The following is a 12,564-nucleotide window of genomic DNA, read 5'->3' as shown; positions in this document are numbered from 1 at the left end:
AACTGCGGATTCAGTATTGACTCATTGCACCGCGTGTTCGCTCTTGCGGGGTCTGCTCGCCCCGCTCTTCTCACGGTACGCTTCAGACTCCGCCAATCCAAAGATTTTTCTCCTCTTCTGACCACAAGTGCAGAAGCATTTCCCTGAATTTTTCCGCCGCCGTACTCATCGTATTACCTCTTTTGAGCACCAGTCCAAGCGTTCTTCTTATCACCGGATCAACCAGGGGACGACTGACGAGGGTGTGGTGTTCTTCCATGGGCATCGCAAGTTTAGGCACGACTGCAATGCCCAGACCCGCTTCAACCATACCTAGCGAGGTGGATAAATGCCTGACTTCGTAAAACCAGTTCGGCTTCCATTCTAACGATTCCAGTGCACTGTCGATCAATAATCGGTTTCCACTCGATCTGCGTACCCCAATTAATTTTGCATCAGACAATTCATCCCAGCTAATGAGTTCCTTTTTTGCCAGTTCATGATCATTTCTGCAGGCTAAAACAAACGGCTCATTTACCAGCGGGGTGAAGTCGATATTTGAATGTGTGATGTTTATCATGTTTATACCGAAATCAGCATCACCATTCAGTACGGCCTCAAGACAATCATTGGCACCGTGCTCAAGGATACGAAATCGAATATTTGGGTAGAGATTGTTGTAATCTTTAATTACCGAAGGTAAGAAATAGAAGGCCGCTGTCGGCAGGCAAGAAATTGTTATCATCCCACTTTGATGGGTCGCCATTTCTTTTATGCCAAAAATGGATGACTCATAAAAATCCAGTAAATTCTTAGCCTTAGGTAAAAAGCTACGGCCTACCGCAGTCAGTTTTACTCGTCGCGTTGTCCGCTCAAATAGCGGCGTACCCAGATTATCCTCCAGCTTTTTGACTCTTCTTGTTAATGCGGGTTGTGAGACATGTAAAACTTGTGACGCACTGGTAAAACACCCTATTTCTGCAATTTTTACAAAGGCTTGAATACCCTGGAGCTCATGGAGCATTTCTCATTATTCCTGTTGTGGTTATACAACAAACTTTAGCGGATTATTTATTAATACGCAAAACGCATGAATCGCTGGTTTTTTGGCATTAGAAGTATCTATTCCTCTGTGGAACACTGCCTGCCAATGAATAGCACCTAAGCAGAGAAACTCAACATGTTCCAAATTCCTTGCGTATTAATGCGTGGTGGTACATCAAAAGGCCCTGTAATTCTGGCCAGCGATCTACCTGCCGATATCAAAGCACGCGATGCGGTTTTATTAGCGTTGATGGGGGCCGGGCATGAACTGGAAATAGACGGTATTGGTGGCGGAAGCCCGCAAACCAGTAAAGTGGCTATCGTCAGTAAATCAGCAAGCCCGGATGCCGATATTGATTATTTATTTGCGCAGGTCATGGTCAAAGAACGACGCGTGGATACGATGCCCAACTGCGGTAATATGCTGTGCGCCGTCGGACCGTTCGCCATTGAAAAAGGGTTAATCGCAGCCGAGAATTCGGTCACAACGGTTCGCGTGCGTAACGTGAATACCAATACCTTTATTGATGTTCAGGTGCAGACACCGGGCGGCCGGGTCAGTTATGAAGGTGATACCCATATTGATGGTGTGCCGGGTAAGGCCGCACCACTCGGCCTGACTTTTTTAAATTCCGCCGGTTGTAAAACCGGGAAATTACTCCCGACGGGAAATGCTGTTGACAGCATTGATGGCGTTGAGGTGACCTGCATCGATATGGCAATGCCGATGGTATTGATTGATGCGCGAAGTCTGAATAAGACAGGTAATGAATCACCGGCCGAGCTGGATGCTGACAAAGCTTTTATGGCCCAACTGGAAAACCTGCGTTGTAAAGCCGGGTTGGCGATGGGGTTTGGCGATGTCTCGGGTATGGTTATCCCTAAACCGGTATTACTGAGCTCGCCAACAGCGGGTGGGACGATTAAAGCCAGATACTTTATGCCGCATAATTGCCATAAATCGCTGGCTATCACCGGTTCTATTGGTATTTCTACCGCGACGATTATTCCAGGATCAATAGCAAATAAAATTACTAATAATAACTCTGTTCACGCAAACACTGAAATTGTTGATATTGAACATCCCAGTGGGAAAATTTCCGTTTCTCTGCTTCGTGGCAGTGAAATAGAAAATACGCGGGCCGCTGTCATCAGAACCACACGAAAGTTGTTTGAAGGTAATGTGTGTATACCCGATGTAGCCTTAACTGAAACGGTTTAACTTATTATCCGAATTCACACAAATACTATTTTAAAATGTGAAACCCTACCTATGAAATAATGAAGCCGAGGACCCTATGGCTAATAATAATGCAACTGGAAGTGAAAGCGTGATGAGCGCTAAGTATATTCGTATAACAATAGCTATGGCATTATCGGGATTAATTGAACTGGCCTCTTTGTTCTTTATTCAACCGTTAATGCCGGAATTAACTATTAACTACCATGTTCCGGTACAACATGTAAGTATTATCTTGTCAGCCAAAACGGCATTTATGGCAGTAGGTCTGCTTTTTACCGGTACGTTGGCAGATTATTTTGGCAGGAAGCAGTTAATTATAGGTTCGTTAGTTTTGGGCGGTATGCTGACATTGCTGTGCCCGTCGGTGCACTCCTGGACTGCACTGGTGCTCATTCAGGCGACAACGGGTCTGGCATTGTGTGGGATTGCCGCTGCGGCCACTGCTTATATTAGTGAAGAAGTTGTTCCTGTGATCGCCGGTATGGTGACGGGATATTTTGTGTTTGGCAATTCAGTCGGCGGTATGTCAGGCCGTATTGTGGCAAGCCAATTAATGGGGAATGTATCTCTTGATGCAATTTTCTACGGTTTTGGTATTTGTTTACTTATTGCCTCGGTTGTGGTTTTCCTATTGCTGCCCACATCGCAAAACTTCAAACCGACACCGAGTCTGAGTGTGCTGAAAATTATTAAAGAAGGTATTGTGCACTTTAAAAATAAGAATTTAGCCCTGGTGTTTGTGATCGGCTTTATTATTTTTGGGGTGTTTACTTCTCTGTACAATTATCTTGCCTTTTTCCTGAAAGGAGAACCTTTTCATATCTCACCCGTTCATGCTGGATTGTTATCCTTTAGTTTTGCCTTGAGCTTCTTTACTGCACCACAGGCAGGACGGTTATCCACAAAATACGGCAGTATGAAAGTATTGCGTGTCTTACTGATAACAATGGCTATCGGAATGTTGTTAACGTTAATGCCAAATGTGTATGTATTTATTGCTGGCTCTGTCATTTTTACCGCATGTTTTTTTGGTTGTCATTCCGTAGGGCTGAGCTGGGTAAGTAAAAATGCATCTCATGCTCGTGGCCAGGCTGTCGCGCTGTATTTGTTCTTCTATTACATGGGTGGGGCCACGGTTGGTTTTATCAATGGCTTTATTTTCCATTTTACGGGCTGGAAAGGAATGACTGTTTTAATTGTTATTTTATTAGCCATTGGTGCCTTGGTAGCAACCTGGCTGGATGCAACCCATAAATCGAAAACCGCTCTGGTTGCAGTTGAAAATAAATAGGCATTGTTTACATAACTCGCTGTACGGGCATCAGATGTGCAGCGAGAAAAATAAAGGTATTCGTATGAAACTGGCAAATTACATTCATGCAGGGCGTAAAAGCTACGGTATTTATACCGATGCAGGAATTATTGACCTTGAAAGCCGTATCGGAAAAATATATCCCACACTGAAAGATTTTTTGGCTGCTGGTTTTATTAGCATTGCTCAGCAATATAGCCGGTCGCCTGTGGATTTAAGCGAAAACGACGTTCAGTTTTTGCCGGTCATTGATGAGCCCGGAAAAATTCTTTGCGTTGGCATGAACTATGCCGATAAGCGCAAAGAATTCGATCAGCATAATCCGGCACCTACGCTGTTTGTGCGTTTCCCTGATTCACAAACCGGGCATAACACACCCGTGCTGAAGCCGTGTCTTTCCAGTGAGTTTGACTATGAAGGCGAACTGGCGGTCATTATTGGCAAGGGCGGCGAACATATTCGTGCGGATGTCGCACTTTCTCATGTGGCTGGGTATAGCTGTTACATGGACGGTTCTGCGAGGGACTGGCAGCACAGCTGGTTTACCGCCGGTAAAAACTGGCCCCAAACCGGGGCATTCGGGCCCTGCATAACCACCACGGATGAAATCCCCGATCCCCATCAGTTGGTTATTCGTACCTGGCTTAATGGAAGAATGGTTCAGGAAGATACGACGGCCAGTATGATCCATCGGGTAGCAAACCTTATCGAATACATCAGTACATTTACCTCTCTGAGCACTGGCGATGTCATCATCACCGGATCGCCGGGCGGCGTGGGTAAAAAGCGCAATCCTCCGCTTTTCATGCATGCAGGAGATAGGATCGAAGTTGAAATTGAACGTATCGGACGTCTGAGCAACATCATCATGGATGCCCCGCAATATGAAATGGCGGAATCTCTGTAACCGGGGCGGTGTGGTATGACAGAACTTACTCTCACTTTCAGCGTTACCGACCTTCAACGCCACCCTCAACGCGTGGAGCCTGTTCGTCAGTTACTTGCTGATAGCGGACTGGATATGGACTGCGATATTCACTGGATGGTGGAAGCTCGCAGAGAGGGCGAATTGGTAGGCTGCGCGGGGCTTGTCGACAACGTTATCAAGTGTGTTGCGGTGAGCAAAAGTTTGCGCGGGGAGAATCTCAGCGCGCGTTTGCTTAGCGAAGTGCAGAATTTGGCGCTGTCCCACGGTCATTTCCATCTGTTTCTCTGCACTCGACCCTGTAATCGTGAGCGTTTTCAGCACAGCGGGTTCTGTCCTGTGGCGCAAAGCGGTGAAAACGCCATTCTGATGGAAAACACGCCACGGGGGATCCAGCGTTACTGTCAGCGCCTGGCCGCATTCAGACAACCCGGTACGCACATCGGCGCGATTGTGATGAACGCCAACCCTTTTACCAAAGGGCATCGCTATCTGGTGGAGCAGGCCGCCCGTAGCTGTGACTGGCTTCATATTTTTGTGGTGCGCGAAGATGCCTCTTTTATTCCTTTCGCCGATCGTCTGGCGATGGTGCAGAGCGGCGTCTCGGGGCTACCGAATGTAACCGTGCACCCAGGTTCGGACTACGTGATTTCACGAGCCACCTTTCCTGCCTATTTTCTGAAGGATACCGGGAAAGTTCAGCGTGCATGGAGTGAGATTGATGTCCTGATTTTCCGCGATAATATCGCGCCGGCATTAGGCATCACCCACCGTTTTATAGGTTCCGAACCTTTCTGCAAGATAACCCGACAATACAACCAGACGCTGCACAGTCTCCTGCGTGGGCATATCACCGTGGTGGAATTACCGCGCATTGAAGCGGACGGACAGGCTATCTCTGCCTCAGAAGTCCGCCGCTTACTGAAGACAGAACAATTTGCTCGTCTTCGGGACATCGTCCCGGAGACAACCTTTACACACCTTGTCGCTCGCTATGCGGCGGCGAAGATAGTAGTGGCTTAATACCAGGACAGGAATATGAAGATTGTTAAGGAGGCGCTGGCAGGAACGATGGAGTCCAGCGACCTGATGGTCAAAATCGCTCCCGCAAACGGTGAGCTGGAAATCATTATTAACAGCGAAGTGATCAAGCAATTTGGCGAACAGATCCGACAGGTTGTGACAGATACGCTACGCAAAATAGATGTTCGTGAAGGTCTGATCATGATTGACGACAAAGGTGCGCTGGATTGTGTGATCCGTGCACGTTTACAAAGTGCCATTCTCCGCGCCGTTGATGTGCAGGATATCGACTGGGGAAAACTGAAATGAAAAAACTCCGTCGCAGTATGTTGTTCCTGCCAGGCGCCAATGCCGCCATGCTTTCCACTGCATTTATTTATCACCCGGACTCTATCATGTTCGATCTTGAAGATGCCGTGTCGTTGCGTGAAAAGGACACCGCTCGTCTGCTGGTATTCCATGCGCTTCAACACCTGATGTATCAGGGGATTGAAACCGTGGTGCGCATCAACCCGTTGAATACGCCTTTTGGTCTTCCTGATCTGGAAGCGGTGGTTCGCGCCGGTGTTGATGTGATTCGCCTGCCGAAAACTGACACACCTGAAGATATTTACCAGCTGGAAGATCATCTGGAACGTATTGAGGCTGACTGTGGTCGTGAGCCGGGCTCAACCAAAGTGATGGCCGCCATTGAATCAGCGATTGGCGTTATTAATGCGGTTGCGATTGCGCGTAGTTCAAAACGCTTGATTGGTATTGCTCTGGCGGCATTTGACTATGTGATGGACATGCAAACAGAGCGGGGTGACGGTACAGAACTGTTCTACGCACGTTGCGCGGTACTTCACGCCGCCCGGGCAGCCGGTATTGATGCATTTGATGTTGTCTGGTCTGACATTAACGACGAGGCCGGCTTTCTTCGCGAAGTGGATCAGATCCGCAAGATGGGCTTTAACGGTAAGTCATTGATTAACCCACGGCAGATTGAGTTGCTGCATAACGCGTACGCCCCGACCCAGCAGGACGTGGATTATGCAGCTCAAGTCATTGAAGCTGCGCAAGAGGGCGCTCGCAATGGGCTGGGTGTCGTGTCGCTGAACGGAAAAATGGTCGATGCCCCGATAATTAACCACGCTCAAATGGTACTGGAGCGTGCCGCTGCTTCTGGCGTGCGCCGCTAAGGACAACATCATGAATCAAACAGAACATCTTCATAAACAGTTTCCTCACCTGAATCTGAAACCTTTCGAACGTGCGCACACGGCAACCCCGTGGCTGGATGACATCGACAGTAAGCATCAACGCAAGCTGTGTTCTTCTCTGGTTGAAGCAATTGAACGCAGTGGGCTGCGTGATGGAATGACCATCTCTTTTCATCATGCTTTCCGTGAAGGGGATCGGGTGATTAATCGCGTTGTGTCACAACTGGCTGCGATGGGTTTCAAAAACCTGACTCTGGCGTCCAGTTCGCTGATGACCTGTAATGACGAACTCATTGAGCATATTCGCAACAACGTTATCTCCCGTATATTTACTTCAGGAATGCGCGGCAAACTAGCGGAAGCGGTTTCTCATGGCCTGATGGCTGAACCAGTGCAAATTCATTCCCACGGCGGTCGCGTTAAATTGCTGCAAGATGGGGAGTTAAAGATTGATGTTGCCTTCCTGGGCGTGCCGTGCAGTGATGAATTTGGCAACGCCAATGGCACGGGAGGCCCGGCAAGTTGTGGTTCGCTTGGCTATGCAATGGTGGATGCGCAGTTTGCGCACAAAGTGGTGCTGCTGACTGAAACGCTGGTGCCATTTCCGAATATGCCCGCCAGTCTGGGACAGGACCATGTGGATTATATCGTGCAGGTGGATAGCGTTGGTGACCCTGACAAAATCAGTACCGGCGCCGCCCGTGTCACCAGTAACCCGCGTGAACTGATGATCGCCCGCCAGGCCGCTGAGGTCATAGAGCATTCTGGTTACTTCAAAAATGGTTTCTCGATGCAAACTGGATCTGGTGCTGCCGCAACGGCCTGCACTCGCTTCATGGAAGATAAAATGGAGCGTAATGGTGTACAGGCGCGCTTTGCGCTTGGCGGTATCACCGGCAGCCTGGTTGATCTTCATGAGAAAGGGTTGATAGAAAAACTGCTCGATACCCAGTGCTTTGATAGCCAGGCCGCCGCCTCACTGGTGCGCAACCCTAATCATATTGAAATTTCAACCAATGTGTATGCCAATCCGGGCAGCAAAGCTGCCTGCTGTGATCAGCTGGATGTGGTTATCCTCAGTGCTCTGGAAATTGATGTCGACTTTAATGTCAATGTGATCACGGGATCGGACGGCGTGATGCGCGGTGCTTCCGGTGGGCATTGTGACGTCGCCGCCGCAGCTAACCTGACCATAGTGGTCGCGCCGTTGCTGCGTAGCCGTATTCCTACTGTAGTGAAACGTGTTACCACGCGTTTAACGCCTGGGGAAAGCATTGATGTGCTGGTCACCGACCACGGGATAGCGGTAAATCCTGCCCGACCGGAGATCCGTGAGCGTCTGGAAAAAGCGGGGCTGAAGGTGGTGGCGATTGAAGCGTTATACCAACGCGCTATCTCCCTGACTGGTGTGCCAGAACCGATTGCGTTCACCGATAAAATTGTCGGGGTTATCCGTTACCGTGACGGCAGCGTGATTGATGTCGTCTACCAGGTTGAGGAGCAGAAGCATAACTATCTCGACGTCTGTGAAAACAGGTGTCAGCCTGGATGCTCTACTCAGCGCGAGAGACAATCGTGCTGAGCGACAGACGGGCTGGCTGACCCACTACCGTAAAACAGTGATTTCGCTGACCCTGGTCACCCCAGGGGCGGTGAAGGACAGCATCCGTTATCGCAATACGATGGGGGTGGCGCTGCAGGCCTGCGATCAACTGCTGTGGCAGCAACGCTGGCGCGTCCTGGATCGCCAGGTGCTGTGGCTACCCACCGGGCCAGAAGCGATGTGGTGCGTGGACCATGCTGCCAGCGAAGTGAAAGCGCTCAGTGCTCAGCTTGAACAAACGCATCCGCTGGGGCGGCTGTGGGATATTGATGTGATTTGCCCGCAACAGGGACTGATCGGCCGTAAGGCCTTGGGAGGCACGATGCGCCGATGTCTGCTGTGTGATGAACCTGCTCATGTCTGCGCCCGCTCTCGCCGGCATTCGCCAGCGCAAGTGATCGCGTGTGTGGAGGCTATGATTGATGACTGGTTTGCCCGCGACTAAACGGATTTTCCCTGATGTTTCAGTCCTGGCTGAAGAGGCGCTGCTTCGGGAACTGGAGCTAACGCCGAAGCCCGGGTTGGTCGACAGGGATAACAACGGTTCACATCGGGATATGGATCACCGCTTGTTCCAGAAGAGTATCGACGCGATTTCGCCCTGGTTTCAGATTTTTACCGAACAGGGAGAGCTCTATGCACATTTGCCTGTGGATCAACAATTGCAACTGCTGCGTCCTTTAGGCATGGACTGCGAGCAGGCCATGTTTGCCGCGACGGGGGGAGTCAATACCCATAAAGGCGGCGTTTTCTCTCTCGGATTGCTCTGCTTTGCTGCGGGACGTTTGCAGGCACAAGGGCAATGGCTTAGCTGTGAGCGGCTGTGCGATGAAGTCAGCAAAATGTGCCAGGGCCTGGTGGCTCGCGAGCTGGTGGGCCGTAATGAAAGTGACATGGCAACAGCAGGTGAAAGACTGTTTCGCCGCTATGGGCTGCGTGGCGCAAGAGGTGAGGCCGAAAGCGGTTTTGCCACTGTCCGTCATCATGTGTTGCCGTTCTGGAATCAGGAAACAGAAATGCGACAACTTCACAGCGCGCTGCTCAGACTGATGGCCGTCAACCTTGACAGTAATCTGGTGTCGTGTGGCGGACCTGATGGGCTGGCATTTGTGCAGAACTATGCCGCTGAACTGTTAAAAAATGGCTGGGCGCACCGTGATCTCTGCGCAATGGATAAGATCCTCATCTCCCGCAATCTCAGCCCGGGTGGGAGTGCGGATCTACTTTCTGTTTCCTGGGTGCTGGCGTCAATTCAGGCATAGCGATTCGGGGTACTACCTCCCTCGTATTATTCATAAGGAATTTAATTGTGTTAAATGATTATTGCCAGGCGCAGGCCGGGCGTGCGGCTCAACATATTCCTCCTCTGCCGCTGAATCAACACCAGATGAGCTCACTGACTGAGCTTCTGAAAAATCCACCAGTGGGCGAAGAAACTTTATTATTACATTTGCTCGTACACTGTGTGCCGCCAGGTGTTGATGACGCTGCTCGTGTTAAAGCCGAATTTCTGGCTGCAATCGCGAAAGGCGAAGCAATTTCTCCATTGGTATCACCGCAAAAAGCAGTCGAACTGCTGGGAACGATGCAGGGAGGTTACAACATTGAACCCTTGATTGCGGCACTGGACGTGCCGCAACTGGCACCGATCGCCGCCAGTGCGTTATCGCAGACACTGCTGATGTTTGATAGCTTCTATTCTGTTGAAGAGAAAGCAAAAGCGGGAAATACCTTTGCACGGCAGGTGCTTCAGGCGTGGGCCGATGCACAATGGTTTATCTGCCGACCGTCCATCCCCGAAAAAATCACTGTAACGGTTTTTAAAGTTACGGGTGAAACTAACACCGACGATCTCTCCCCGGCCCCGGATGCCTGGTCACGGCCCGATATTCCGCTTCATGCGCAGGCTATGCTGAAAAATGCACGCGAGGGCATTGTGCCGGATGAGCCAGGAGTAGTGGGGCCCGTTGCGCAGATAGCGGCGTTAAAGAGTAAGGGATTCCCTCTGGCCTATGTGGGCGATGTGGTGGGTACCGGTTCTTCGCGCAAGTCTGCCGCTAACTCTGTGCTCTGGCATATGGGTAATGACATCCCGTTTGTACCCAACAAGCGGGCGGGTGGCGTAGTGCTGGCCGGGAAAATTGCGCCAATCTTTTTTAATACCATGGAAGATGCGGGGGCATTACCAATAGAAGTGGATGTGACTCGCCTGAATATGGGCGAGGTAATCGATATCTATCCGTATCAGGGGGAGATTCGCCAGCATCAGAGTGGTGAGTTAATCGCCACGTTTAGGCTTAAAACGGATGTGTTGCTGGATGAAGTGCGTGCCGGCGGGCGAATTCCGCTAAGCATTGGGCGAGGCCTGACCGCTAGAGCGCGTGAATCCCTGGGCTTGCCAGTAAGTGATGTTTTTCGGCAGGCCAAAGAAGTGACCACCGGCCAGCGCGGATTCACCCTTGCGCAAAAAATAGTGGGGCGGGCTTGTGGTGTACGGGGAGTGCGTCCTGGGTGTTATTGCGAACCGAAAATGACGTCAGTGGGATCCCAGGATACCACCGGGCCAATGACGCGAGATGAACTTAAGGATCTGGCTTGCCTCGGTTTTTCGGCCGATCTGGTGATGCAGTCTTTTTGTCACACCTCGGCGTATCCGAAGCGTGTCGATGTTCAAATGCAACAGACCTTACCGACTTTCATCATGAACCGGGGCGGCGTCTCACTGCGCCCGGGGGATGGTGTTATCCATTCCTGGCTCAACCGGATGCTGCTGCCAGATACTGTGGGGACAGGAGGTGATTCGCATACGCGCTTCCCTATTGGGCTTTCCCTGCCTGCGGGCTCAGGTCTGGTGGCATTTGCTGCTGCAACGGGGGTTATGCCGCTCGATATGCCTGAATCGGTGCTGGTACGCTTTAAAGGAACCATGCAACCGGGCATCACTTTACGCGATTTGGTTCATGCTATTCCGTATTACGCTATCCAGCAAGGGTTGTTGACCGTTGAGAAGAAAGGGAAAAAGAATATCTTCTCAGGCCGCATTCTGGAGATAGAAGGGCTGCCCGATCTCAATGTCGAGCAGGCTTTTGAACTCACGGATGCCTCTGCGGAACGCTCGGCGGCGGGTTGTACTATCAAGCTGGATCAGGAGCCTGTCGTGAAGTACCTGCAATCGAATGTTGTACTGTTGCGCTGGATGATTGCAGAAGGATACGGTGACAGACGCACACTGGAGCGTCGTATCCAGGGAATGGAAAAATGGCTTGCTGATCCTCAATTGCTGGAAGCCGATACTGATGCTGAGTACGCCGCCGTTATCGAAATAGATTTGGCGGAGATTAAAGAACCCATCGTCTGCGCGCCAAACGATCCTGACGATGCACGCTTACTCTCAGAAGTACAGGGAACGAGCATTGATGAAGTTTTTATTGGTTCCTGCATGACTAATATCGGTCATTTCCGGGCTGCCGGTAAGCTGATGAATGAGCATCAGGGCGTGTTACCGACACGGCTATGGGTTGCTCCGCCGACGCGTATGGACGCCTCGCAGTTGATAGAGGAAGGCTACTACAGCGTATTTGGTAAAAGTGGTGCCCGCGTTGAATCGCCTGGCTGTTCCTTGTGTATGGGGAATCAGGCACGCGTCGCTGAGGGTGTCACCGCAGTGTCAACTTCGACGCGTAATTTTCCCAACCGGATGGGGACTGGTGCGAATGTCTACCTTGCTTCTGCTGAACTTGCGGCTATCGCCGCACTGACCGGGAAACTTCCCTCACCAACAGAGTATCACCAGCGGATGTCCGCGATTGCAGACACTACTGCGGATACGTATCGTTATCTGAATTTTGATAAGATCCGGCAGTACACTGATAAAGCTGGGGATGTCATTTTTCAGACGCAGCCTTAACGCATGCAGGTGCAACACCCTGGCAGGTGCATTCTGCCTGCCAGGGCGCGGGAGGAACGCCGGTATATCAACGGTTCAGGAAAATATTGCGCATTATTTGAATTGTGACGGCTTCGGGCCTCCATTCTTGAATGACCCGTGGCGTAGTTTAACCAGCGTATTGTTTCCTCAGTTGTATTCACAATTCAAAGATGTCTGCGCCCCCGCTCTGTTTAAAAAACCGGCTTGTCACGGGATGCGTTCTGTTTTCCTGGTAACTCAGACATCGGCGGAGAAGGCCACGCTGATGATGTTGGACAGTTGCATCGATATCTGGGATTAACATT

10 protein-coding genes and 1 pseudogene are annotated in these 12,564 nt (G+C 50.6%); 10 read left to right on the top strand and 1 reads right to left on the bottom strand.

The annotated features are described in order from the left end of the window. Positions 1–82: 82 nt before the first annotated feature. Positions 83–1,003, bottom strand: a complete 921-nt coding sequence (locus tag PCO85_13220) for a LysR family transcriptional regulator (GenBank protein WJV52210.1) — start codon at positions 1,001–1,003, stop codon at positions 83–85. A 156-nt stretch (positions 1,004–1,159) separates the two neighbouring features. Between PCO85_13220 and PCO85_13215 the strand changes: the two genes are divergently transcribed. From PCO85_13215 to acnB, 10 genes and pseudogenes are all read left to right on the top strand, one after another. Beyond that, positions 1,160–2,245: a 4-oxalomesaconate tautomerase gene (locus PCO85_13215; GenBank protein WJV52209.1), complete on the top strand. Its 1,086-nt coding sequence runs from the start codon at positions 1,160–1,162 to the stop codon at positions 2,243–2,245. Between the two features lie 76 nt (positions 2,246–2,321). Beyond that, entirely contained in the window at positions 2,322–3,557 is a 1,236-nt protein-coding gene (locus tag PCO85_13210; protein WJV52208.1) for an MFS transporter, read from the top strand. Positions 3,558–3,621: 64 nt separating this feature from the next. Further along, the gene (locus tag PCO85_13205; GenBank protein WJV52207.1) at positions 3,622–4,485 is read left to right on the top strand and encodes a fumarylacetoacetate hydrolase family protein; all 864 of its coding nucleotides are present in this window, start codon (positions 3,622–3,624) and stop codon (positions 4,483–4,485) included. Between the two features lie 15 nt (positions 4,486–4,500). Then, positions 4,501–5,526: a [citrate (pro-3S)-lyase] ligase gene (gene citC, locus PCO85_13200; GenBank protein ID WJV52206.1), complete on the top strand. Its 1,026-nt coding sequence runs from the start codon at positions 4,501–4,503 to the stop codon at positions 5,524–5,526. A gap of 15 nt (positions 5,527–5,541) precedes the next feature. After that, positions 5,542–5,835, top strand: a complete 294-nt coding sequence (gene citD / locus PCO85_13195) for a citrate lyase acyl carrier protein (protein WJV52205.1) — start codon at positions 5,542–5,544, stop codon at positions 5,833–5,835. Beyond that, positions 5,832–6,707, top strand: coding sequence for a citrate (pro-3S)-lyase subunit beta (citE, locus tag PCO85_13190; GenBank protein WJV52204.1), 876 nt, complete (start codon positions 5,832–5,834; stop codon positions 6,705–6,707). The genes citD and citE overlap by 4 nt, the downstream gene beginning before the upstream one ends. Before the next feature lie 10 nt (positions 6,708–6,717). Beyond that, positions 6,718–8,229, top strand: a pseudogene (gene citF / locus PCO85_13185) (citrate lyase subunit alpha). A 7-nt stretch (positions 8,230–8,236) separates the two neighbouring features. Beyond that, positions 8,237–8,776 (top strand): citrate lyase holo-[acyl-carrier protein] synthase, encoded by a 540-nt coding sequence (gene citX, locus PCO85_13180; GenBank protein ID WJV56083.1) that lies wholly within the window; start codon positions 8,237–8,239, stop codon positions 8,774–8,776. Then, positions 8,754–9,593, top strand: coding sequence for a triphosphoribosyl-dephospho-CoA synthase CitG (gene citG, locus PCO85_13175; GenBank protein WJV52203.1), 840 nt, complete (start codon positions 8,754–8,756; stop codon positions 9,591–9,593). The genes citX and citG overlap by 23 nt, the downstream gene beginning before the upstream one ends. 47 nt (positions 9,594–9,640) lie before the next feature. Continuing rightward, entirely contained in the window at positions 9,641–12,238 is a 2,598-nt protein-coding gene (acnB, locus tag PCO85_13170; protein WJV52202.1) for a bifunctional aconitate hydratase 2/2-methylisocitrate dehydratase, read from the top strand. Positions 12,239–12,564 lie beyond the last annotated feature (326 nt).

The organism is Prodigiosinella aquatilis (assembly GCA_030388725.1).
Classification (GTDB): Bacteria; Pseudomonadota; Gammaproteobacteria; order Enterobacterales; family Enterobacteriaceae; genus Prodigiosinella; species Prodigiosinella aquatilis.
The sequence above is the reverse complement of the archived record's forward strand: the minus strand, read 5'-3'. Positions and strand labels throughout refer to the sequence as shown.

Bases quoted from the DNA above. Each gene is read 5' to 3' on its own strand.
- PCO85_13220 (WJV52210.1), bottom strand. From the start codon at position 1,003: ATGCTCCATGAGCTCCAGGGTATTCAAGCCTTTGTAAAAATTGCAGAA.
- PCO85_13215 (WJV52209.1), top strand. From the start codon at position 1,160: ATGTTCCAAATTCCTTGCGTATTAATGCGTGGTGGTACATCAAAAGGC.
- PCO85_13210 (WJV52208.1), top strand. From the start codon at position 2,322: ATGGCTAATAATAATGCAACTGGAAGTGAAAGCGTGATGAGCGCTAAG.
- PCO85_13205 (WJV52207.1), top strand. From the start codon at position 3,622: ATGAAACTGGCAAATTACATTCATGCAGGGCGTAAAAGCTACGGTATT.
- citC (WJV52206.1), top strand. From the start codon at position 4,501: ATGACAGAACTTACTCTCACTTTCAGCGTTACCGACCTTCAACGCCAC.
- citD (WJV52205.1), top strand. From the start codon at position 5,542: ATGAAGATTGTTAAGGAGGCGCTGGCAGGAACGATGGAGTCCAGCGAC.
- citE (WJV52204.1), top strand. From the start codon at position 5,832: ATGAAAAAACTCCGTCGCAGTATGTTGTTCCTGCCAGGCGCCAATGCC.
- citG (WJV52203.1), top strand. From the start codon at position 8,754: ATGACTGGTTTGCCCGCGACTAAACGGATTTTCCCTGATGTTTCAGTC.